Genomic DNA, 22355 nt, shown 5'->3' on the forward strand with positions numbered 1-22355 from the left:
ACTCGTCCTGGACTCATTCTGTTGTCGCGTCGTGAGATTACTCAGGACGAGCGCGGGTGTTTTTCAGCAGCTGTTGCAGATCAGCAGCCTTTGGTTTGACCAGCCAGAAACGACCAATAAAACCATCAAAGTCATCGAGGATTGCTTGTCCCCAGGCACTGCCTGTCTCTGCCACAAATTCACGAATAACGCTGCGTAAATGGTTACGGTGCGCTTCCGTTTCTTCATTGCTGATACGATGAATATCAACCAGCTCATGATTGTACTTGTCAACAAAGCTGTTGTTACGATCCAGCACATAAGCAAAGCCGCCGGTCATACCAGCGCCAAAGTTGTAACCGGTTTCACCCAGCACACAGACCATGCCACCGGTCATATATTCACAGCAGTGATCCCCAGTTCCTTCGACGACGGCATGAGCACCAGAGTTACGCACCGCAAAACGCTCACCGGCACGACCTGCTGCCAGCAGTTTACCGCCAGTTGCCCCATACAAGCAGGTATTACCCACAATGGAGGTATCGTTGGTTTTGAATTCGGAGCGCTTGGGCGGGAAAATAACCAGCTTGCCACCTGTCATGCCTTTACCGACATAATCGTTGGCGTCACCTTCCAATACCATTTGCAGGCCACCGGCATTCCAGACACCAAAGGACTGACCTGCCACACCTTTCAGGCTCAGACGTACTGGCTTGTCTGCCATACCCTGATTGCCGTAACGACGGGCAATTTCACCCGACAGGCGAGCACCGATCGAACGGTCACAGTTGGTAATCACAAAATCGAATTCACCACCTGTTTTGGCTTCAATCGCTGGCAGAATCTCTTCCACCATACGTTCAGCCAGTAAACCTTCGTCATACGGTGCGTTACGCTCGACCTCAACGGTATGGGGTTTATTTTCTGGAATCTGGTCATTGACCAGAATCGGCGTCAGATCGAGGTGGCGTTGCTTGCCGGTTTTACCTTCCAGCATTTCCAACAACTCCGTACGACCAATCAGCTGGTCCAGACTGCGAACCCCCAGTTGAGCCATCAAACCGCGTACTTCTTCAGCAAGGAAGTAGAAGTAGTTTTTCACCATCTCGGCGGTGCCGATATAGTGCTTCTCACGCAAGTCATCGTTCTGGGTGGCAACACCGGTCGCACAGTTGTTCAGGTGACAAATACGCAAGTATTTACAACCAACCGCGACCATGGGCAGAGTGCCAAAACCAAAGGACTCTGCACCCAGGATAGCCGCCTTGACAACGTCGAGGCCGGATTTCAAACCACCATCCGTTTGTACCCGTACCTTGCCTCGAAGGTCATTGGCACGCAGGGCCTGATGCGCTTCGGACAAACCCAGTTCCCATGGCGAACCGGCGTACTTGATCGATGTCAGCGGTGATGCCGCAGTACCACCGTCGTAACCGGAAATGGTAATCAGGTCGGCATAGGCCTTGGCGACACCGGCAGCGATGGTGCCAACACCGGGTTCAGAAACCAGCTTGACCGAAACCAGAGCCGTTGGATTTACTTGCTTCAGGTCAAAGATCAGCTGAGCCAAATCTTCGATGGAGTAAATATCGTGATGAGGCGGTGGCGAAATAAGCGTCACACCCGGTACGGAATACCGTAACGTGGCAATCAGGTCGTTGACCTTGCCACCAGGCAACTGGCCACCTTCTCCTGGCTTGGCACCCTGGGCAACCTTGATCTGCAGCACTTCGGCACTGGCCAGATAAGCGGGGGTCACCCCAAAACGTCCGGAAGCAATCTGCTTGATTTTGGAGTTCTTGCGAGTGCCATAACGAGCAGGGTCTTCACCCCCTTCACCAGAGTTGGAGCGACCGCCCAGATCATTCATGGCTTCCGCCAGCGCTTCATGAGCTTCTGGCGATAGAGCACCCAGCGACATGGCCGCAGTATCAAAACGTGTGAAGAGTTTCTCTACCGGCTCAACTTCGCTGATATCAATTGGCTGGATACCTTTACGGAATCCCAGCAAGTCGCGAATGGTCGCTACCGGGCGAGTATTCACCAGCTCGGAAAAACGATCGTAGGCTGCCTGGCTGTTTTGCTGTACGGCTGTCTGGATGTTTTTCACCACATCCGGGTTGTACGCATGATATTCGCCGCCATGGACGTATTTCAGCAAACCACCCTGGTCAATTTTCTTACGTGCTTTCCAGGCGTTTTTCGCAATCAGCTGCAAGTCTTCATCAAAGTCAGAGAAGGTTGCTCCACCAATACGGCTGGTAACGCCACAGAAGCACAAATCAACCACTTCCCGGCTCAGGCCAATCGCTTCAAACAACTGCGATCCGCGATAAGACGTGACGGTAGAAATGCCCATTTTGGACATGACTTTCATCAGGCCTTTACGAATCGCCTTGCGGTAATTCTGCTGCGATTTAAGCGGATCGCCCAGCAATTCACCCGAACGGTGCAAGTCGGTCAGAACGGTATACGCCAGCCATGGGTAAACAGCTGTCGCACCAAAACCCAGCAGCACGGCAAAATGGTGCGCATCACGGGCATCACCGGTTTCAACCACGATATTGCCGTTGGTACGCAGGCCTTTTTGCACCAGATGATGATGCACCGCGCCAGTTGCCATCACGGCAGGAATCAGTACTTGATCCCTGACCACATCGCGGTCACTCAGAATCAGGATAACGTAGCCATCCTGTATCGCTTTTTCTGCCGCCAGCGTCAGGTTCTGAACCGCTTGCTGCAAACCGATCTCCGGATCAAATGCCATCGACAGGGTGATATGCCGGAAAGCATCCGATGCACGATTGGTCAGGCCAATGAATTTTAATGGCGACAGCACAGGCGACGTCAGAATAATACGATTGGCGTGATCCGGTGTTTGTTCAAAGACATTCTTCTCTGCACCAACACAGGTTTCCAACGACATCACAATCGCTTCTCGCAACGGATCGATAGGCGGGTTGGTTACCTGGGCAAACTGCTGGCGGAAGTAATCTGCGACATGCCGAACACGCAATGACAGTACCGCCATCGGGGTGTCATCACCCATGGAGCCGGTCGCTTCCTGACCTTCTTCACCCATGGGCCGCAAGACCTGGTCACGCTCTTCGTTGGTAATCAGGTGCAGTTTTTGCTGGCAGTCCAGCTCTTCACCGGCAATGGGGTCAAAGCCCGCTTTCTGTAAATACAGTTCGCTTTCGATACGAATGGCGTTTTCACGCAGCCATTTTTTGTAAGGAAATTCGGCCTTCAGGGCGTTATCAATGTCATCGGTTTTAAGTAGTCGACCCTGTTCGGTATCGATTGCCAGGATCTGGCCAGGTCCAACCCGCCCCTTCGCCACAACATCCTGTGGCAAGTAGTCATGCACACCCACTTCAGATGCCACGGTAATAAAGTCATTTTTGGTAATGACCCAGCGCGACGGACGCAAGCCGTTACGATCCAGACCACAGACCGCGTAACGACCATCTGTAATGACCAGCCCGGCCGGGCCATCCCATGGTTCCATATGCATGGAATTGTATTCGTAGAATGCGCGCAAGTCGGCATCCATGGTTTCAACATTTTGCCATGCTGGCGGAATCATCATCCGTAACGCACGGAACAGGCTCATGCCACCCGTGGTCAACAATTCCAGCATATTGTCCATCGACGACGAATCCGAACCCGTCGTATTCACCACCGGGGACAAGTCCATCAGGTTGGGCAGCAACGGGCTGACAAACTTGCTGGAGCGAGCGTTGGCCCAATTGCGGTTACCCTGGATGGTATTGATTTCACCATTGTGCGCCAGCATGCGGAACGGCTGCGCCAACTGCCAGCGAGGCATGGTATTGGTTGAGAAACGTTGGTGGAAAACACAGATTGCGGTTTCCAGGCGCTCGTCGCCCAGGTCCAGATAAAAATTCGGCAGGTCGACCGGCATGGTCAGGCCTTTGTACGACAGCACTCGGGATGACAGGCTGGCGATATAAAAATCCGGGTACTGGGTCAGGGACTTTTCTGCGTAACGTCGGGCATAAAAAAGTTTTACGTCCAGTTCGGCATCCGTCATTTCTGTCTCACTGGAGACAAAAATTTGCTCGAAACGAGGCAAGCAGTCTACGGCCATCGGACCCAGGCAGTCATTGTTGGTTGGCACGGTACGCCAACCTAGCACTGTCAGGCCTTGGTCTTTGATTGCTTTTTCTACCGCCGCTTGTTGTTCTGCGCAAATGGCGTCATCAAGATCCACAAACAACATGCCTACTGCATATTGAGCGGGTAAGTCGATGCCCACTTCCGGAGTCACTGCACGCAGGAACGAATCCGGTTTCTGCAGCAACAGCCCACAGCCATCACCTGTTTTACCGTCAGCCGCAATACCGCCCCTGTGCGTCATGCAAGTCAGGGATTGGATAGCCGTCTTCAACAGCTCATGACTTGGCTGGCCCTTCAAGTGAGCCAACAGACCAAAGCCACAGTTGTCTTTGTAATCGCCTGGAGTATACAGACCAGTTCTCATAGAACAGCTCTCACCAAAAAAATGCTATTAAAATTATTTGCGGCTGGGAACAGCCGAGTGCTCAAAATTTGAGCAACATAGAGACAAAAGGACGCTCATTCTACACATCCAGGCGTCCTCTAACAAATATGCCCCGGCCAGCAGGCCAGTAACGATCACAAACGGCTGGCTGAAAAGCCGCTTATCGGGGCTCAACTGAAGGGGAAATCTGGCTCATTTCCCGAATCCAGGGAGAGTCTGTTTTTAAGCCAGCTGGCCGTTTTTTGACCCATGCCGCCGCATCTTCCCGAGAAGAAAATGCTCCCGCAATCACCACATACCAGGGCTGGCCATTTCTCTGGCTACGATACCAGACCAGCTTGCCATCCGCTCCGGACTGCCACTTGGTAACAAAGTCACGCGCGCCCTGTTGCTCGGAAGTCCCCAGCAGCTGAACTGCCCAGGCGTTGTCCTTGGCAAACCAGGCCGGATAGCCGGATAGCCGTGATACCGATGCTTTCTCTACCGGCGCCTGCGGCGCAGAAACTGCCGCTGCTGTGGCCGGCGTAGAGACGACCGCTGATGTGTCTGCTCGACCAGCGACTGCACTCTGACTACTGGAGTTTGTCGGATTCCTGCTGGCCTGTGAAGGCACAGGTAAATCCTCTGCAGGCATTGCTGCCAAATCAGCTTCAGGCCGGGCAATCACCGGTGGCATTGGCACCTGGAGTACCGTGGTGGCAACGGCACTGTCTTCATCTCCTCCTGACAACAATCCGATAACGATGAAGATCAACAGAATGGCAGCCATAAAGGCGAGTGCCAGCGGCGAGCGCAGCTGACTTAACAACGCATTGGTATCCAGCTGACTCAGGTTCGGCAAGCGCCAATCAAAGCGCCTGCTGCTGGACGATGATGGAGCAGAGGAGCGCGAGCTGGTTGAGCTCAAGTCGATACCATCCAGCTGCAGGTCTGCAAAATCACTCTTTGTTGTGAATCCTGGCTCTCGCTTTGTAGTCGCGACCGGCTCCACTGGACTGGATGGTTCTGTTGGCCTGGACGGTTCTGCTGGCCTGGATGGCTCTGCTCGCTTGGGCAGCGCTACTGATTCTGCTGGCTTGGGTGATTTTACGGATGATTGTTGCACCCCGGAATTTGTATCAGCAACAGCTTGCATGGCCGCTTCAGGCTCGGGCGCCCCCTCAGATGCCAACAAGGAAATACGATACATGGACGCGCTCGCAGGGCCTTCTTTCAAGCCGTCATCAAAGCCCTCACGTCCAAACAGACAAAAGGAAATAGCATGGGATGACATCAAGGCAAACTGGGACAATGCCAGCAACATCTCGGCAGGCAGTCTCTCCGCCCGGGAGACAATAACCAATAGCGGGTCGGCCGTCTCCGCACGGATACGTGCCTGCTCCAGCAACACCTCTCGCGCCACCACTTCATCAACAGGCAGCTTGGTCACCCCCAGAGCCCCTGCCAGCTGGCCAATCAGTGTCCGGGTCTTCTGCAAATCCTCGGCCACGAGGGGCAACACCAGACTGGAATCCGCATAATGCCGGGCAACAGCAGCGGCAAGCGAGTCTCCATCTGCCTCGGACTGATACCGGATCAGCATCATCAGAGGGGAATAGCAACTCAGGTGACAAATCAGCTCGAGATAACGGGCCGGTGACGCATAAATATCCTGACCCGGCGCCTGAGAAAGTGGCGATACCATATGGCCTCCGTGCGTTGGGGTTAACCGTTTAATGCGGCCATTGCCAGTGTCTGGCAAAGCTGCGTCCGGTCTATATCTGAGGTGATATAGGCTTGTCCAATTCGGCGTAACAATACCAGTCGGATACGACCATCAAGTACTTTTTTATCCAGACTCATCCGCGATAAAAAATCCTCTTCGCTCATATTTTCCGGAGGCAATACCGGAAGAGAGCTGCGGATGAGTAGTGCCTTCAGTTCAGCAACGTCTGCACTCGATATGGCTCCCATACGACACGAAAGATCCGCCGCCATCAACAACCCGGTACCCACGGCTTCGCCATGCAACCATTGGCCGTAACCCTGATGGGACTCAATCGCGTGTCCGAAGGTATGACCAAGATTCAATATGGCGCGAATGCCTCCTTCACGCTCATCCTGAGCCACGACACGGGCTTTGCAAGCGCAAGAGGTGTGAATCGCCTGTGCCAGCAAAGCTCCATCTCCAGCCATCAGTCCATCAACATGCTGCTGAATCCAGTGATAAAATTCCACGTCTTCCAACAGACCGTACTTGATCACTTCAGCCATGCCTGCCGACACTTCCCGAGATGGCAGAGTTGTCAGCGTATCGGTATCGATCAAGACTGCTTGCGGTTGATAGAAAGCACCGATCATGTTTTTACCGAGGCGGTGGTTAACGCCCGTCTTACCACCAACAGAAGAGTCTACCTGTGACAGTAACGTGGTCGGCATTTGAATAAAATCAACCCCGCGCTGATAACTGGCGGCCGCGTAACCACACATATCACCGATCACGCCACCTCCCAATGCCAGCAGGGTTGTGGTGCGGTTATGTCCTTGCTCCAGCAAGGCGTCAAAAATCAGATTCAGTGTTTCCAGGTTTTTGTACTGCTCACCATCAGGGAGAACAACACTGTCAACCTGATAGCCATCCAGCATCTGCCTGACCATATCCAGATACAGTGGCGCGACCGTAGTATTGGTAACAATCATGACCTGTTTACCACGGATATGACGAGTCAATAGTTCTGGCGTCGCGGACAGCCCTGAACCAATGTAAATTGGGTAGCTGCGCTCAGCCAGCTCTACGGTCAATGTAATCATGACAGGGCCTTAATACGTTTTTTTATTTCATTGACGACCCAGCGAGGATTACGCTGGTCGGTTTGTAATACGATGTGGGCAACTTCTCGATACAGAGGGTCACGCTTGCGGAACAACTCTCGCAGCACTTGTGCTGGATTGGCTGTTTGTAACAGAGGGCGATTTTTGTCCTTTGAGGTACGGGCTATTTGTTGCTCAACGGAAGTGCATAAATACACCACAATGCCACGTCCTCCGAGATGCTGACGATTAACAGGCCTCATAACAGCACCACCACCCGTCGCCAGAACCAAACCCTGGCGTTGCGTGAGGATATCTATTGCCTGCTCTTCGCGATCACGAAAACCCGCTTCCCCTTCCATATCAAAGATCCAGGGAATATTGGCACCACAACGCTCCTCGATAAATTTGTCAGAATCGACAAATTCAAGATGCATCTCGCTGGAAAGCAAACGGCCAATGGTGGTTTTACCCGCTCCCATTGGCCCTATTAGAAAAATCGATTGTTCGGACGGCATAGACTATCTGGCGCTGAAGGAGTCCTTCACCAGCTTCGGCGTGATGAAAACAAGTAACTCGCTCTTGTCATCCGAAACGCTAGAGTAACGGAACAGGGCTCCAATTAATGGTAAATCCCCGAAGAAAGGCGTCTTGCTGACCGACCTGACTTCTTCAGAACGGAAGATACCACCTAATACGATAGTTTCGCCATTATCTACCAGCACTTGAGTCTGTACCGCATTGGTATTAATCGTCGGACCGGCCGAAGTATCTTCCCCCACCGAGTCCTGATTAATGACCAGATCCATGATAATACGATCATCCGGCGTGATTTGAGGTGTCACTTCCAGTCGCAATACTGCCGACTTGAAGGTCACACTGGTCGCACCACTGGACGTTGACTCTTCATATGGAATCTGGGTACCGGATTCAATAAAGGCAGTTTGTCCATCGGCAGTAATCACCCGCGGCTGGGAAACAATTTCCGCCCGACCATCAGTCTCAATCGCTGACAACTCCAGATCCAGCAGATAATCGACAGTCTGATAACCAATGGCAAAGGTCGAAGCCGATGAGCTGGTTGCCCCAAAATCAACGATATTGGCTGAATCCAGATCCAATGCGCTGGCATCATCACCGGATGCCCGATCAAACAGAATCTGGTTGGTATCCTCAATGGTTTGCTGACTACCACCGGCAGTAACCCAGTTGGAGCCATTATCCTGATAGTAACCACCACCCCACGTGACACCCAGCTCTTCACCAACTGCCGTCGATGCCGCCACGATCCGGGCTTCAATCAATACCTGTCGCACCGGCACATCCAGCATTACCAGAGCTTCACGTACTTTTTCCAGATTCGAGGCGGTATCTTTCATCAGAATCGTATTGGTACGCTCATCCACAACAGCAGTACCGCGCTCAGACAATAGCCCCTGGTCAGAAGTCAGGATCGTTGCGATATCCGCCGCCTTGGCATATTTGAACTGCATGAACTCTTGCACCAGCGGAGCCAGCTCTTCCACCTGACGTACAGCTTCCAGCTCTATTTTTTCACGGGCAGCAATTTCTTCAGCCGGTGCAATCAACAGTACAGATCCCAGCTGACGTTTACCAAGCGCCTTGGTTTTCAATACCAGGTCCAACGCCTGATCCCACGGCACATTTTGCAGCCGCAAAGTAATACTCCCTTGCACCGTATCCGAGGCGACCAGATTCAGGCCGGTAAAATCTGCAATCAGCTGCAGTACCGCCCGGACTTCAATATTCTGGAAATTAAGTGACAGTTTTTCACCCGTGAACGGGAATTTTTTCTTACGCTCTTCCGCCGCCTCTTCTGGCAGATTGGTCACGTTAATCGACAATAAACGATCGGTCTGATAAGCCAGGTATTCAAAATCATCCGAGACAGGCTCAATTACAATGCGCGTGCCACCTTCATGATCCTTGGCGTCCACATACTGAACCGGAGTAGCAAAGTCAGTCACATCCAGGCGACGGCTCAGCTCATTAGGCAAACGAACCCCAGACAGGTCGGCGATAATTTTTGATCCTTCCCTGCGGATATTGGCGGCCGCCTTGGCATCATTCAACATGATCTGCACCTGACCATCGCCTTGCTCGCCACGTCGAAAATCAACATTGACCACTTTCAGCTCATTCATCCCTGCCGAAGCCGGCGCCCCGCCCAGCAAAGACGACTGACTTTCTATAGTCATTTGCCCTTCATTACTGGCTCCCACACGAATCAGCAACAGATTGCCATTGGAACTGGTTGTATAAGCAACCATACGAGACAGATTAATCACCAACCGGGAACGATCCTGGGTAGTGACCACAACCGCCGACCGGGCATTACCAGCACCGATCTGGTGGCGTTTTGTTTTCAAGGCACTGACAACACCAGGCATATCAATGGCAATACGGGCTGGCTTTTCAATGGTGTAACCACTGATTTCCGGCGGCGCACTGTCAAATGTCAGGCTGATTTCTGTTACATCACCGGGAAGTGATGAAAAAGCGATATCGTTCAGTACGGCAGCGGAAGACAGGCCGGCCTGAAGCATCAGCAAAGCTGCAACCCAGGTACGGCCCAGAGTGCGTACAGCATTTAAAAGATTCATTTCAGTTATCTCCGCCTATTCCTTCCAGAGCAATTGTTTTAGGGCGTTCTATCCAGCCGCCAAGACCATTAGGAACGATCTCGATCAGACTGAGCCTGTTTGAGGATACCGTTATTACCCGACCATGATTCTGGCCCATGTAATAGCCACGCTTTATTCGTACAACACTGCCACTACCGTCCTTGACCAGAGCCCACAAGACGCCATCGACTCCGGCCATCGTACCAACCATGGTCAACTGGCCCAGTGGGAATTGCTCAAGATGTTCTTTGGGTCGGTCAAAGTCAGGACGTACATTACTCGATGCCTGGGCAGACTGCAGTGTACTGTCAACAACAACGGGCAATTCAAAAGGGGATCGAAGCCCAGCCGCACTGTAACTGAAGTACTCGTAAGGCTTGAATACCGGAATAGGTTCTATTCGCCCCCGGGGCTTGGCCAATGCCTGACTGACAAACTGCTGCAAATCGGCAGTATTCGCAGACTGCGAACACCCCTGCAACAGCAGCATCGACACGCCCATGGCGAGCAGCCATAAATGCTTATTCATCACCACCTCCATACTGATACGTCTTGGCCAGAATGGTCATGGATAATCCGTCTTTTTTGGCAGAGCTGATTGCAAAATCATGCAGGGTTACAATCCGGGGCAAGGCAGCCACACCGGAAACAAACGCTCCCATTTCATGGTAGCCACCATCGACCTCGATACGAATCGGCAACTCGTTATAAAACTCGGTATTGACCATTTTTTGTGGTGAAATCGCGTTCAGTTTCAACCCGGCACCCAAGGCGGCAGCACTGATATCATCAATCAGGCCAGGCACTTCGGTATCCTTGGGCAACTGCTTCAGCAATGATCCAAAGCTGTCCCGCATTTCTGCCAACTGCTCCTTGTAAGCATCCAGGTTGGCAACACGGTACGCTTTTTTCTCAATATCTTTTTTTAGTTGAACTTCTTTGGACGCTTCTTGCTGCAAACGCTCGCCCGAATCCTTCACCAACAGGAAATATCCGGCAACCAATACAGCAACAAAGATCAACGAGCAGAAAACGACCTTGCCGGGTGTCGGCCAGGAGCCCATATCCTCCCAGTCAATCTCGTTCAGATCATTGACGTCCAGTTCCTGCAGCTTGCCAGCCCATGCCTTGAAATCAAATCCTTGCTTGGCCATATCAAGGCTCCTCACTGCTTTGAGGCTCTACCCGCCGGACAGATACCTCAAACACGTTACTGCCATTCGCGACGGCTTTAACTCCCAACAACGCCGGGTCTGCAAACCATTCAGATTCATCAAAGTTACGCATCAGTGCCGCCACACGGTTATTGGACTTGGCAACACCCTTGACGTTAACCCGACTTCCCTGGATGGACAGACTGGTATAATACAGATCTTCAGGGACGGAGCGCGCCAACTCGTCAAACAGCCGGACAATCACCGGGCGATTACCCTGCAAGTTTTGAATCAGTTCCATACGTTCAATCAGCTGTTCCCGTGTTGCCGTCAGCTCATTGATTTCGACAATCTTTTTATCCAGCTTGGAAATTTCCTGCGACAGGAAAGAATTACGTCCCCGCTGGTTACTGAGTTCACTGTCGTAGTAACTGCTTACCATCCAGACCAATCCTGCAGCAATCGCAGCAACCACGGCAATAATACTGATAAACTGCTGTTGCTTCTCCTTGCGGAGTTCCTGACGCCAAGGCAATAAGTTGATATTGGCCATTAATTAAAACCTCGCATCGCCAACCCGCAGGCAACCAGTAAAGAAGGCGCATCGTTACTCAGTAATTTGACATTCACCTTCGATGACACCGACATATCCCGAAAAGGGTTGGCAACCACCGTCGGCAAGCCCATATCTTCCTGAACCTTGTCGACCAGGCCAGCCAGAGTCGCGGTCCCTCCAGCCAGTACCAGGCAATCGACTTCATTAAACTGGCTGGATGAAAAGAAAAACTGCAGGGATCGGCTGATTTGCTGAACAACGGCGTTACGGAACGGCTCCAACAATTCATCTTCATAGTCGCCAGGCAAACCGTCGCCATCACGTGCTGCCGCTGCTTCCTGTTCGGACAGACTGTAACGCCGCATAATATCGTCAATCAACTGACGGCCACCGAAGAGCTGCTCACGAGTATAAATGGACACACCATTATGCAGGACACTGAGCGTTGTCATGGTGGCGCCGATATCAATAATGGCAACGGCTTCATTGGCATCCCCATCCAGGTGATCCCGAATCAGCTCGAATGCCCGTTCGGTACAGTAAGCTTCAATATCGACCACAACAGCTTCCAGACCGGAGTACTCAACAGCATCCTTACGCCGCTCAACGGTATCAGAGCGACAGGCCGCCAGTAGCACCTGAGCCACGGCTTCAGTCTCATCCACACCTGTATTCTGTACTTCCCAATCCAGCGAGACCTCTTCCAAAGGATAGGGAATATATTGATCAGCCTCGGCACGGATCTGCAAATCCATTTCCGATTCGGACAGATTGGCATTCATCTGGATGGTTTTGGTAATGACAGCAGAACCAGCAACGGCAAGAGCAGCCCGCTTTGCCCCGGAACGGGATTTGATCAAAGCCCGTTTGACCGCTTCGCCCACTTCTTCATCATTATGGATATTCTGTTCCATAATGGCATTGTTAGGCAGCGCCTCTGAGGCATAGGCTTCTACCCGATATCCTGCATCGCTGCGACTCAACTCAAGGACCTTTACCGACGTGGAGCTGATGTCCACGCCAAGAAGAGCCTTGCCCTTCTTGCCAAACAGATTCGCCAGCACAACAAAATCCCCTTGAAAATCGAGAACTTGCGATAACAAGTTCAGATTAATTCTATATTTGGGCGGCTATTATAGGCACAATCCTATAAAAAGGACAAAAAAGCCTTATAATGCCGCAACCGCCGATAACCGACCATACGAAGGAATTTTCAATACCTTTATGATCACGCTCAAATCGATTTTTAAATTCGTTATCTGGTTATTCGTTTGCGCCGTTTCTGGCACTGGTTTAACTTGTCTTGCCATATACCTTTATCTAACTCCTACTCTTCCTGACCCTCGTCAACTCCGCGACATTGACTTACAAACACCGTTAAGGGTGTACACCGCCGACGACCAGCTGATCAGTGAATTCGGAGAGAAACGCCGGACTCCCCTTACATTCGAGCAAATTCCCAATCAATTCGTCAATGCTCTGCTCGCCTCGGAAGACGATGGTTTTTACGAGCATTACGGCATTGATGTTAAAGGACTTTTACGAGCAACGCTGGAACTAATTCGCACTGGCAGAAAGAAATCGGGCGGTAGCACCATTACCATGCAAGTTGCCAAGAATTACTATTTATCCAGCGAGAAATCCTTCACTCGTAAATTCACTGAAATACTATTGGCGATAAAAATAGAGAAGACGCTCACAAAACAGGAAATTCTTGAACTTTATGTCAATAAAATATACCTCGGCAAACGAGCCTATGGTATTGAGGCTGCAGCCCAGGTTTATTATGGCAAAGCAATAAACGAATTAACCCTGGCCCAAACAGCCATGATTGCCGGACTACCCCAGGCCCCTTCCGCCGCCAACCCCATCAACAACCCGGATAGAGCGGTCAATCGACGCAACTACGTCCTGTCACGCATGGCCAGTCTCAACATGATCAGCCAGGCAGACTTTGAAACCGCAGCCGCTGAGCCAATCACCGCCCGCTATCACGGTGCAACCAGTGCCATTACCGCCCCTTATATCGCAGAAATGGTGCGCCAGTTTATGGTTGAACACTATGGCGACAATGCCTACACCGATGGTTATATTGTTCACACGACCGTTGATGCTCGCCGTCAGGAAGCAGCCACACGGGCATTGCAACGTGGATTATTAAACTACGACCGGGCACACGGCTACCGTCAGAAAGAGAGCTTTGCCGACACCATTGCTGTCAGCCCAAACCAGACAACAACCAACAACCTTCCAGACTGGTTTGATAGCACTACCGCCGACCCGGCCACCAACTGGCCAGAAACCCTGGCCGACTGGCAACAGCAGCTCCGCAGCCAGAAATCACAAAGCCGGTTGATTCCCGCCATTGTCGCGGACGTCAAGGACGATGGCGCCTGGATGGTAACGGCCAATGGTTTCCGCTTTTTACCTCTTGAGGGTATCAAGTGGGCAGCCCCCTATGTCAGCGTCAACGTAGTTGGCAAAAAGCCAGCCACTGCTTCCCAGCGTCTGAGCCGACGGCAGAAAATCTGGTTTGAAGACCGCGATGGCGAATTGCTGCTGGCACAACCTCCTGAAGTCGAAGGCGCACTGGTATCCATCAATCCAAACACCGGTGCCATCCAGGCCTTGGTCGGAGGATTTTCCCAGGATGGCAACCAGTTCAATCGCGTCCTGCAAGCCGATCGCCAACCAGGCTCATCATTCAAGCCTTTTATTTATAGCGCGGCTTTGGAAAATGGCTTCACCCCTGCCAGCATCATCAATGATGCCCCGGTTGTCTTTAACGACTCAGGGCTGGAAAACACCTGGCGACCAGAAAATTACAGCGGCAAGTTTTACGGCCCGACCCGCTTGCGCCAAGCCCTGTACAAATCCCAGAACCTGGTATCCATCCGTATCCTCAAACAGATCGGTCCTGCCAATGCCGTCGATTACATTACCCGCTTCGGTTTTCCAAAAGCCAAACTTGGCGCCGACCTGTCTCTGGCGCTGGGTTCCTCAGCGATATCACCCATAGAGTTGGCCACAGGTTATTCCGTGCTGGCAAATGGCGGTTTTGCGGTGAAGCCTTATTTTATCCAACGCATCACCACAACCGACGGTGATGAGCTGTTTGCTGCCACTCCGGAAATCGCTTGCCGCCAGTGCGACAACTCATCAGCCAATGCTCCAGCAGCTACGATTAACGACCAGGCATCCACTACCTCAGCGCCAGAAACAGCCACTGAACCAACCCTGGCTCCACGGGTGATGGACAAACGCACCAACTTCCTGATGGTGAACATGCTCAAGGATGTTATCCAGCGCGGTACCGGTCGCCGGGCCAGAGCACTTAATCGTCATGACCTGGCTGGCAAAACAGGCACCACCAACGATCAAGTGGATGCCTGGTTCTCTGGCTTTAATCCGAACCTGGTAACAACAGTATGGGTTGGCTTCGATCAGCCCAGAAGCATGGGTAAATGGGCTCTGGGCGGCTCAACGGCATTACCTATCTGGATTGACTACATGGCTACCGCCCTCGAAACCGAACCACAGGTATCCATGGAACAGCCTGACGGTATTGTCTCGACCCGTATCGATCCTCAATCCGGACTGCTGGCAGCACCAGGACAAGAAGATGCGATTTTCGAATATTTCCGCACCGAAAATGTCCCCACCGAAATGGTGATGCCGACATACTCAGATTCAGGCAATGGCGACAACGGTGGCCTGCATGCCACACCAGAGCTGCTGTTCTGACCTTTAACTGAATGCCTGATACAACAATGCCGATCCATATTCATGAGATCGGCATTGTTGTATCAGCAGAGCTGACCAATCAATTCATATCAATCACTTTGCCGGGATTCATCACGTTGTTAGGGTCAAAAGCAGCCTTCATCGCCTGCATATACCCGATCTCAGCGGCAGAGCGGGAATAGTGCAAGTACGGTTTTTTGGTCATGCCAACGCCATGCTCGGCTGATACAGAACCATCGTACTGTTCGGTAATTTCAAAAACTCGTTTTGATACTCGTGCGCAACGTTCGAAAAATTGCTCTTTCGGCAAGTCATCCGGCTTCAAAATATTCAGATGCAGATTGCCATCACCGATATGCCCGAACCAGATGATCTCGAAGTCGGGATACTCTTCCACAACCACGGCCTCTACTTCCTGCAGAAAATCAGGCACTCGGGAAACAACCACCGACAGGTCGTTTTTATACGGAGTCCAGTGTGAAATGGTTTCGGAAATATCTTCACGCAAGCGCCACAAATTGGCGGCCTGGGTTTCGTTCTGGCTGATCACACCGTCATAGACCCAGCCTGCTTCCATACAGTCCTCAAACAACTGCATGGCCAAATTCATCTTGTCGTCGGTCTCGGCTTCAAATTCCAGCAAGGCATAGAATTCCGTCTCCGTCTCAAACGGCGCTTGAACATCACCGCGAGCCAGCACTTTTTTCAACGCTTTATCCGAGAAAAACTCGAAAGCCGTCAGGTCGATGCCCGACTGGAACTTGTGCAACACACTCATGATGGCCGACATTTCCGGCACACCCAGCACCAGCACGGTCAAATTCTGTGGCGGACGCGTCAGGCGCATGGTCGCTTCAGTGATAAAGCCCAAAGTCCCTTCACCCCCAATAAACAGGTGGCGCATATCGTAACCGGTATTGTTTTTCAGCAGATCCTTGTTCAAACGAACAATGTCACCTTTACCCGTCACCACGGTCAGACCCGCAACCCAGTCGCGGGTCATACCGTAGCGAATCACCTTGATACCACCAGCATTGGTGCTGATATTGCCGCCAAGCTGGCTAGAGCCTGCCGAAGCAAAGTCGACGGGGTAAAACAATCCCTGCTCTTCCGCAAAGGTTTGCAGTTGCTCGGTAATCACCCCGGGGCCACATCGGACCGTGCGATCAATTGCGTTAAAATCAGTCAGATGATTCATGTAGTCAAACGACACAACCACCTCGCCATTTGATGCCATGGCACCAGCACTCAGACCGGTTCGACCACCGGACGGCACCAGAGCCAAGCCGACGTCATTGGCCAACAGTACAATCTGCTGTACCTGCTCAGTGGTTTTGGGGAAAACAATCGCGCAGGGGCAAGGCTCGTAAATTCGAGTCCAGTCTTTGCCGAAATTATCCAGCGAATCAGCATCAGTGCGGACCTTGTCAGCACCAACAATGGCAGCCAGGCGTTCAACAAGGACATCTTGGGTAAGTTGTGTCATGAGCAGTCCAGGAATATGAAGAGTCGTCACACCATCCTGAAGAATCATCGATTTGAAGGTGCGGACGGAGGATCACATTGAAAGCCGCGTATGCTATCATATGCGCCCTGTTTTTCGGAGAGCTTTCGCCCCCGGACAGCACGACCGCATATAATCAGCATGGACTCAGGCCCTCCCAGACCTGACCGTCACCTCTTGAGAAGGTACCCCAATGGCCCAGACTTCCCTCGACAAAAGCAAGATCAAATTCCTCTTGTTGGAAGGCGTGCATCAATCGGCACTCGACACCCTTCATGCCGCTGGCTACACCAACATCGACTATCTGAAGACATCGCTGCCTGAAGACGAATTGAAAGAGCGCATCAAGGATGCACACTTTATCGGCATTCGTTCACGCACCCAGCTGACCGAAGACATCTTTGCCGCCGCAGAAAAACTGATCGCCGTTGGCTGCTTTTGTATTGGCACCAACCAGGTTGATCTGAAAGCCGCCACCAAACGCGGCGTTGCCGTATTTAACGCGCCTTATTCCAACACTCGCTCCGTCGCTGAGCTGTCGTTGGCTGAGATCATCATGCTGATGCGCGGCATTCCAGAGAAAAGCACCCAGTGCCACCGCGGCGGTTGGAGCAAGTCAGCTACCAACTCATATGAAATCAGAGGGAAAAAACTGGGGATTGTTGGCTACGGAAGCATTGGTACCCAGCTGTCGGTCATGGCTGAAAGCATGGGCATGAAGGTATATTTTTACGACATCATCACCAAACTGCCCATCGGTAACGCCACTCAGGTCGGCTCACTCGATGAGCTGCTGTCAATGTCGGATGTCATTTCCCTGCACGTGCCAGAAACTGCCTCCACCAAATGGATGATGGGCCCGGAACAATTTGCCCAAATGAAGCAAGGCTCCATCCTGCTGAATGCCTCTCGCGGTACTGTCGTCGATATCGACGCGCTCGCGGATGCCGTCCGCAGCAAAAAATTACTGGGAGCCGCCATCGACGTATTCCCGACAGAACCTCGCTCCAACAAGGAAGAGTTTGTCAGCCCGTTGCGTGAATTCGACAACGTTATCCTGACGCCACACGTCGGTGGTTCGACCATGGAAGCGCAGGAAAACATCGGCAAAGAAGTGGGCGAAAAACTGGCAACCTACAGTGACCGGGGTACCACCACAGCCTCCGTCAACTTCCCGGAAGTCGCCTTGCCATCCAACCAGAATGTTCACCGGATCTTGCACATCCACCAGAACGTTCCTGGCGTGATGAATGCGATCAACAGTATTTTTGCTGAAAATCACATCAATATCGCCGGTCAATACCTGCAAACGGCTGAAGACATCGGTTACGTTGTAATTGATGTGGCAACATCGGCCAGTGAACTGGCGCTGGAGAAAATCAAGGAAGTTGAAGGTACCATTCGTGCCCGCGTATTGTACTGATCCTGCTGGATAGCGGCTGGTGACAGCCGCATACCACGCCGATACAAAAACGGCCTGCCACCAAAGTGACAGGCCGTTTTTCATGCAATCGTCATTACGCGATACCGTTGCCAGCCAGTCGACAGCCAACACCTGAAGCTAAAGCCGGAAACGCACATTCACCCACGTCAACCAACGGGGCGTACGCTCAAAGTACAACTGGCCGCCATCCGCATCATACTGAACCGATAACGCCACCCCGGCATGACCAAAGTCATGGCCAAAGCGACTTTGCACTTTACGCTGCCGATAAAATTGCTGGCCCGCAAAGCCTGATCCGACGCTGCCATTTCCTTCATCCAGAATCAGCCCCAGCATCCACTCCGAATTCCCAGGAGTGTAGGTCCATGCGGCACGCAAGCTGCGCTCAGCCCCCAATACACCTTCATTACTGCCAGATAATTCCCGATGCTGCAGCAAGCCCACCAGCCACAAACGCTGCAGTCGAGCCAGGCGCCAGTCGAGCTGCCACTCCATCCCCATCAGCGTCATGCTGTTGTTATCATCCAGCGATCCATCCAGCAAATTCACCTGCCCTTCAATCAATTGGAACATCCACTCATGGAAGAACTTGATATCCACCGAGAGTCGAGGGTCAAGGAACGCGCCGTAATAACCCACTTCCCAGGCATGGATGCTTTCACCTTCCAGATTACTGTTCCAGTCATCGGCATTCACGGTCAGGAACAACGAACCACTATCCAGCCCAAGGTAGTTATCCGTTAATTGTGTCACGTCTGCATTGGCATTCAGGTATTGCTCGGCCAGGTCGGGGGAACGATGGGTCTGGGAATACTGGAACCGCAGGCTTTGATCCGGGGTCAGCAGATGAGTCACCGCAAACCGGGGGGAATAATTCACCGAACTGTCAGTCTGGTGCTCTGCCGTCAACGAGAAAAACATCAGCCAATCGGGTCTCAAGCGGTATTCAACACTCGAGAAAGCCATCAGACTGTTGCGGGTAAGAGCACGGCCAAAATAAGCCTGGGAGTTCACTTCATCGCGACGATACACCAGGCCTTGAACGGAACGCAGTCGCCGATTCCACCAGATGGTGTTTTCCACCTCCATTTCCCAGCGCTGCTCATAAAGGTCATAATCGCCCTGGCCACACGTGGTTTCATCCAGCCCATCGGCTCCGACAGCCGTTGCTGCAATCTGCTGGGCCAGCGCAAGCTCTTCTTCCGACACCTCTGTATCAACACCCGCACTGGCAAGATAGGCCTGCAACGTTGACGCATCCATCAAGCCATAGGCCAAGGCACTATAATACTGCTCGATTGCCGTTCGTTCAGAGGACGTTGTATCACTATCCAATAACGGTAACACACCATAACCAAGGGCCGTGGCCAGCTCAGAATCCAGATTAAACAGTGTCCGAAGATTGGGATCGTAGGCAATGGTTGCCGTACACGCCCGATAGGATTTTTCCTGGTTTTCCGCTTGCCAGTAAGCTTTTACTTTCCATTCATGGCGACTGTTTTCCAGACCATGAAACGCGATGGAAACAAAATCAGTTGTGGCATCCATCTCTGGCGACGCTTCATGAAAGTTTTCATCCACGAGAATATTACGCTGCAGATTCTGTCGCCCGGCTTGCCAGAAAACCTCAAGATCGTCGGAGATATCACTGGCACCGCTCCAGTTAAGACCCACCATCCGGTTGTAATCCGGCAGATCCCCGGACTCATAGTCATAATCGCCAGCGGTGCCCTCCTGGCTGCCAAAAGCACTCAATCGCTGACGGGAGCCATTCAGATCAAACGCCGTGGACAAATAACCTCGACGGCGGGAGTCGGAACCAAGCGATGCAGACACATCAAGCGAGCGGCTGTCGCCCGGATGACGGGTGACGATATTGATCACCCCCTGAAACGCATTCATGCCGTACGAAGAAGCACTGGAGCCACGGGTAATTTCGATCCGCTCAATATCTTCCAGCGCGATATTCAGCTGATCCCAGTCAACACTGGCAAAAATGGCACCATAGACAGAGCGCCCATCCACCAGCACTTCCAGGCGGCGGGACAAAGAGAGGTCGCCGGAGTGGTACACCACACCCGACTGGTTGGAATCCAGCTCCTGTGCCACAAACATTCCGGGCACATACTGAAAGACATCCACCAGTCGCTGAATACCCCACAGACGGATTTGCTCGGCGGTAATCAGCGTTGCACTGGCAGGCACTTCTGGCATCGGCTGCTGCAGCCGGATTGGACTTAATACAACGGGCAGGTCGGGTTCAAAGTCGTCCAGAGCCTCGGCCTGACAAACATTTGATCCGCCTGCCAGGCATCCCAAGACACTGGCAACCAGACCAATATATCGTCCAATACGAGGCATAAAACAATCCATCGGCACAGTTGCGCTAGTTCACAGAGACATTGTGGATTATGCCCATATCAGCATCAAAAAACGACTGGATTCGACCAGTGGTCAATCCACCAGACGCATTTCAATCCCGGCAGCGGCCATATGCTGCTTGGCCTGCTGCACGGTGTACTCCCCAAAGTGGAAAATACTGGCGGCCAATACCGCGTCCGCTCGCCCTTGTGTTACGCCTTCAACCAAGTGATCGAGGTTACCGACACCGCCGGAGGCAATGACCGGAATGTTCACCGCGTCCGAGATTGCCCGCGTTACACCAAGGTCAAAACCTGATTTCACACCATCACGATCCATACTGGTCAGCAAGATCTCACCCGCGCCGTAGTCGGCCATTTTCACCGCCCACTCGACCGCATTGATACCGGTTGGCTTGCGGCCGCCATGGGTAAAAATTTCCCAATGGTTATCACCCACCTGCTTGGCATCAATCGCAACCACAATGCACTGCGCGCCAAATTTCTGTGAAGCTTCACGCACAAATTCCGGGTTATATACTGCGGCGGAATTGATCGATACCTTGTCGGCACCGGCATTCAGCATCCGGCGAATATCGTCCAGTTCCCGAATACCGCCCCCGACAGTGAGCGGAATAAACACCTGTTCGGCAATGGCTTCCACCATATGAACCGTGGTTTCACGCCCTTCATGGCTGGCGGTAATATCCAGAAAGGTGATTTCATCCGCACCCTGATCGTTATAACGCTTGGCAATCTCTACCGGATCGCCCGCATCCCGGATACCGACAAAGTTCACGCCTTTGACAACCCGGCCCTTGTCCACATCCAGACAAGGAATAATACGTTTGGCCAAAGCCATAGGAACTCTCCTGCACTACCTGTATTAGGCCTGAATCAGGCGATTGGCTTCGCCACCAGCGTATCCGCCAGAGTCTGGGCTTCGGCAACATCCAGGCTGCCTTCATAAATGGCCCGACCGGTAATCGCGCCAAGAATCCCCTGGCTGGCAACCATCGCCAACTGGCGAATATCGTCGATATTGGTCACACCACCGGATGCAATCACCGGAATGCCTCCTTCGACGGCCAACTCAAGCGTTGCAGCCACATTCACCCCTTGCATCATGCCATCCCGGGCAATATCGGTGTAAACAATGGCTGATACGCCGTCGTCCTTGAACTGCCGGGCCAGATCCACCGCCTTGACCTCAGAAACCTCAGCCCAGCCGTCGGTGGCAACAAAGCCATCCTGGGCATCCAGCCCCACAATGACCTTGCCTGGAAACGCGGCACAGGCTTCTTTGACAAACGCCGGTTCTTTCACCGCCTTGGTACCGATAATGACGTAACTGACACCGGCTTTAACGTAGGCTTCGATAGTTTCCAGAGAACGGATGCCCCCACCAATCTGGATCGGCAAGCCCGGAAATTCCTTGGCAATGGCCGTCACCGCGCCACCGTTGACGGGTACACCAGCAAAGGCACCATTCAGATCCACCAAATGCAACCGCCGACAACCGGCGTCTACCCAGCGACGGGCCATTTCTACGGGGTTATCACCAAACACGGTAGAGTCTTCCATACGACCCTGGCGCAGACGAACGCATTCGCCATCTTTCAAATCAATTGCAGGTATAACGAGCATGAGA

General features: G+C 52.4%; 15 protein-coding genes. 2 read left to right on the forward strand and 13 right to left on the reverse strand.

What is annotated here, in order from left to right:
* Nucleotides 1-37: 37 nt before the first annotated feature.
* The 9 genes from gltB to Q8W24_RS05135 all read right to left on the reverse strand — a co-directional run bounded on the left by gltB (nucleotide 38) and on the right by Q8W24_RS05135 (nucleotide 12755).
* Nucleotides 38-4486 carry a glutamate synthase large subunit gene (gene gltB / locus Q8W24_RS05095; protein WP_303433888.1) on the reverse strand — a complete coding sequence of 1483 codons (4449 nt, stop codon included), beginning with the start codon at nucleotides 4484-4486 and terminating at the stop codon, nucleotides 38-40.
* A 181-nt stretch (nucleotides 4487-4667) separates the two neighbouring features.
* Nucleotides 4668-6191: an SPOR domain-containing protein gene (locus Q8W24_RS05100; RefSeq protein ID WP_305414421.1), complete on the reverse strand. Its 1524-nt coding sequence runs from the start codon at nucleotides 6189-6191 to the stop codon at nucleotides 4668-4670.
* Between the two features lie 20 nt (nucleotides 6192-6211).
* Nucleotides 6212-7297, reverse strand: coding sequence for a 3-dehydroquinate synthase (gene aroB / locus Q8W24_RS05105; RefSeq protein WP_303433892.1), 1086 nt, complete (start codon nucleotides 7295-7297; stop codon nucleotides 6212-6214).
* Entirely contained in the window at nucleotides 7294-7815 is a 522-nt protein-coding gene (gene aroK / locus Q8W24_RS05110) for a shikimate kinase AroK (protein ID WP_303433894.1), read from the reverse strand. Before aroK ends, aroB begins: the two co-directional genes overlap by 4 nt.
* Nucleotides 7816-7818: 3 nt before the next feature.
* Complete coding sequence (gene pilQ, locus Q8W24_RS05115; RefSeq protein ID WP_305414424.1) at nucleotides 7819-9921, reverse strand: type IV pilus secretin PilQ family protein; 2103 nt, start codon at nucleotides 9919-9921, stop codon at nucleotides 7819-7821.
* 1 nt (nucleotide 9922) lies between these two features.
* Nucleotides 9923-10471 carry a pilus assembly protein PilP gene (locus tag Q8W24_RS05120; RefSeq protein ID WP_303433898.1) on the reverse strand — a complete coding sequence of 183 codons (549 nt, stop codon included), beginning with the start codon at nucleotides 10469-10471 and terminating at the stop codon, nucleotides 9923-9925.
* A complete protein-coding gene (locus tag Q8W24_RS05125; RefSeq protein WP_305414427.1) occupies nucleotides 10464-11096 on the reverse strand; it encodes a type 4a pilus biogenesis protein PilO in 633 nt (210 codons plus the stop codon). Before Q8W24_RS05125 ends, Q8W24_RS05120 begins: the two co-directional genes overlap by 8 nt.
* Before the next feature lies 1 nt (nucleotide 11097).
* Nucleotides 11098-11649: a PilN domain-containing protein gene (locus Q8W24_RS05130; RefSeq protein ID WP_303433902.1), complete on the reverse strand. Its 552-nt coding sequence runs from the start codon at nucleotides 11647-11649 to the stop codon at nucleotides 11098-11100.
* Complete coding sequence (locus Q8W24_RS05135; RefSeq protein WP_368501389.1) at nucleotides 11649-12755, reverse strand: pilus assembly protein PilM; 1107 nt, start codon at nucleotides 12753-12755, stop codon at nucleotides 11649-11651. The genes Q8W24_RS05130 and Q8W24_RS05135 overlap by 1 nt, the downstream gene beginning before the upstream one ends.
* A gap of 280 nt (nucleotides 12756-13035) precedes the next feature.
* On the opposite strand from Q8W24_RS05135, the gene Q8W24_RS05140 reads away from it, so the two are divergent.
* Nucleotides 13036-15396, forward strand: a complete 2361-nt coding sequence (locus Q8W24_RS05140; RefSeq protein ID WP_305414430.1) for a penicillin-binding protein 1A — start codon at nucleotides 13036-13038, stop codon at nucleotides 15394-15396.
* 79 nt (nucleotides 15397-15475) lie between these two features.
* On the opposite strand, the gene Q8W24_RS05145 is transcribed toward Q8W24_RS05140, so the two are convergent.
* Complete coding sequence (locus Q8W24_RS05145) at nucleotides 15476-16882, reverse strand: FAD-binding oxidoreductase (RefSeq protein ID WP_303433906.1); 1407 nt, start codon at nucleotides 16880-16882, stop codon at nucleotides 15476-15478.
* A gap of 211 nt (nucleotides 16883-17093) precedes the next feature.
* Between Q8W24_RS05145 and serA the strand changes: the two genes are divergently transcribed.
* On the forward strand, nucleotides 17094-18323 hold the full coding sequence (serA, locus tag Q8W24_RS05150) for a phosphoglycerate dehydrogenase (protein ID WP_303433908.1): 1230 nt from the start codon (nucleotides 17094-17096) through the stop codon (nucleotides 18321-18323).
* A gap of 138 nt (nucleotides 18324-18461) precedes the next feature.
* Here serA and Q8W24_RS05155 read toward each other — a convergent pair whose 3' ends face one another.
* The 3 genes from Q8W24_RS05155 to hisA all read right to left on the reverse strand — a co-directional run bounded on the left by Q8W24_RS05155 (nucleotide 18462) and on the right by hisA (nucleotide 22351).
* Nucleotides 18462-20705, reverse strand: coding sequence for a TonB-dependent siderophore receptor (locus tag Q8W24_RS05155; RefSeq protein WP_305474600.1), 2244 nt, complete (start codon nucleotides 20703-20705; stop codon nucleotides 18462-18464).
* A 93-nt stretch (nucleotides 20706-20798) separates the two neighbouring features.
* Nucleotides 20799-21566 carry an imidazole glycerol phosphate synthase subunit HisF gene (gene hisF / locus Q8W24_RS05160; RefSeq protein ID WP_303433912.1) on the reverse strand — a complete coding sequence of 256 codons (768 nt, stop codon included), beginning with the start codon at nucleotides 21564-21566 and terminating at the stop codon, nucleotides 20799-20801.
* A 35-nt stretch (nucleotides 21567-21601) separates the two neighbouring features.
* Nucleotides 21602-22351, reverse strand: a complete 750-nt coding sequence (hisA, locus tag Q8W24_RS05165) for a 1-(5-phosphoribosyl)-5-[(5-phosphoribosylamino)methylideneamino]imidazole-4-carboxamide isomerase (RefSeq protein ID WP_305474602.1) — start codon at nucleotides 22349-22351, stop codon at nucleotides 21602-21604.
* Nucleotides 22352-22355: the final 4 nt, after the last annotated feature.

The organism is Oceanobacter sp. 4_MG-2023, from assembly GCF_030689165.1.
Classification (GTDB): domain Bacteria; phylum Pseudomonadota; class Gammaproteobacteria; order Pseudomonadales; family Oceanobacteraceae; genus Oceanobacter.

Excerpts from the sequence above, each read along its gene's own strand:
- pilQ (WP_305414424.1), bottom strand. The coding sequence starts at position 9,921 with ATGAATCTTTTAAATGCTGTACGCACTCTGGGCCGTACCTGGGTTGCA.
- aroK (WP_303433894.1), bottom strand. The coding sequence starts at position 7,815 with ATGCCGTCCGAACAATCGATTTTTCTAATAGGGCCAATGGGAGCGGGT.
- Q8W24_RS05120 (WP_303433898.1), bottom strand. The coding sequence starts at position 10,471 with ATGAATAAGCATTTATGGCTGCTCGCCATGGGCGTGTCGATGCTGCTG.
- gltB (WP_303433888.1), bottom strand. The coding sequence starts at position 4,486 with ATGAGAACTGGTCTGTATACTCCAGGCGATTACAAAGACAACTGTGGC.
- Q8W24_RS05145 (WP_303433906.1), bottom strand. The coding sequence starts at position 16,882 with ATGACACAACTTACCCAAGATGTCCTTGTTGAACGCCTGGCTGCCATT.
- hisA (WP_305474602.1), bottom strand. The coding sequence starts at position 22,351 with ATGCTCGTTATACCTGCAATTGATTTGAAAGATGGCGAATGCGTTCGT.
- serA (WP_303433908.1), top strand. The coding sequence starts at position 17,094 with ATGGCCCAGACTTCCCTCGACAAAAGCAAGATCAAATTCCTCTTGTTG.
- Q8W24_RS05100 (WP_305414421.1), bottom strand. The coding sequence starts at position 6,191 with ATGGTATCGCCACTTTCTCAGGCGCCGGGTCAGGATATTTATGCGTCA.
- aroB (WP_303433892.1), bottom strand. The coding sequence starts at position 7,297 with ATGATTACATTGACCGTAGAGCTGGCTGAGCGCAGCTACCCAATTTAC.
- Q8W24_RS05130 (WP_303433902.1), bottom strand. The coding sequence starts at position 11,649 with ATGGCCAATATCAACTTATTGCCTTGGCGTCAGGAACTCCGCAAGGAG.
- Q8W24_RS05155 (WP_305474600.1), bottom strand. The coding sequence starts at position 20,705 with ATGCCTCGTATTGGACGATATATTGGTCTGGTTGCCAGTGTCTTGGGA.
- Q8W24_RS05125 (WP_305414427.1), bottom strand. The coding sequence starts at position 11,096 with ATGGCCAAGCAAGGATTTGATTTCAAGGCATGGGCTGGCAAGCTGCAG.
- hisF (WP_303433912.1), bottom strand. The coding sequence starts at position 21,566 with ATGGCTTTGGCCAAACGTATTATTCCTTGTCTGGATGTGGACAAGGGC.